The sequence below is a fragment of the Kitasatospora putterlickiae genome (genome assembly GCF_039527695.1).
Classification (GTDB): domain Bacteria; phylum Actinomycetota; class Actinomycetes; order Streptomycetales; family Streptomycetaceae; genus Kitasatospora; species Kitasatospora putterlickiae.
Genome location: NZ_BAAAKJ010000375.1, coordinates 1 through 1206 on the forward strand (window position 1 = coordinate 1; position 1206 = coordinate 1206).

Sequence of the window (1206 nt, forward strand, 5' to 3'; positions counted from 1 at the left end):
GGGACGCCGGGGGAGCGCGCCGGGCCCAGCACGCCCGCCGCCGGGTCGCCCGGGACGGCGTGCTGGAAGGCGGTGCCGGCGGTGGCCAGCAGGTGGTCCAACAGCCGGTCCCGGGCCGCCACCGCCTCCCGGCCCTCGTCCTCCCCGCCGGCCCCGCCGGTTTCCGGCCCCTCCGCCGGTCGTCGGCGCGCGAACGCCCGCAGCAGGTCGTGGTACCGGTAGCGCCCCGGGAACGGCGACTCCACCATCGCCACGTCCACCAGCGCCTCCAGCAGGTCCTCGGCGTCGTACTCGTCGAGGTCCAGCAGCGCGGCCGCCGCCGGCAGCCCGATGTCCGGCCCGTCCACCGAGGCCACCAGCCGGAACGCCCGGGCCTGGTCGCCCGTCAGCTGGCGGTAGCTCAGTTCGAAGGCCGCCGCCACCGCGAGGTCGCCGATCCGCAGCTCGTCGATCCGCCGCCGCTCCACCTGCAACCGGCGGCTGAGCGTCGCCACCGTCCAGCCCGGCCGCGCGGCCAGCCGGGCGGCCACGATCCGCACCGCCAGCGGCAGGTGCCCGCAGGCCACCACCAGGTCCCGGGCGGCGTCCGGCTCGGCGGCCAGCCGCTCGGCGCCGATGGTGCGGCCGAGCAGGTCCAGCGCCTCCTCCGGCTGGAACACGTCCAGGTCGACCTGCACGGTCACCGGCAGCCCGGCCGGCCTGGTGCGGCCGGTGGTGAGCACCGCGCAGCCGACCGCCCCCGGCAGCAGCGGCCGGATCTGCGCGGCGTCCTTGGTGTTGTCCAGCACCAGCAGCAGCCGCCGGCCGTCCACCACCGACCGGAACAGCGCCGAGCGCGCGTCCAGACCGTCCGGCACCGCGTCCGCCGCCACCCCGAGCGCCACCAGGAAACCGCTCAGCACCGCCTCCGGATCGGCCGGCACCGGGTCCGAGCCGCGCAGGTCCGCGTACAGCTGGCCGTCCGGGTAGGCCTCCCGGACGCGGTGCGCCACGTGCAGCGCCAGCGCCGTCTTGCCGACCCCGCCCATCCCGACCACCGTCGCCACCACCAGCGCCTGCTGCGGCCGCGCCGGCGTCCCGCCGGCCTCCGGGGGAGCGGCCAGCGCCTCGCACAGCACCCGCACCGGGGCCGTGCGCCCGGTGAAGTCGGCGGCGTCGGGCGGCAGCTGGGCCGGGCGCGGCGGCGCGCCCGACGGCCGGGCGGCG

General features: G+C 79.0%; 1 protein-coding gene. It reads right to left on the reverse strand.

Annotated elements, in window-relative coordinates; translation table 11 throughout:
* Positions 1-1206: NB-ARC domain-containing protein (locus ABD308_RS33170; protein ID WP_344343322.1), on the reverse strand; the 1206-nt coding region annotated here is incomplete at both ends.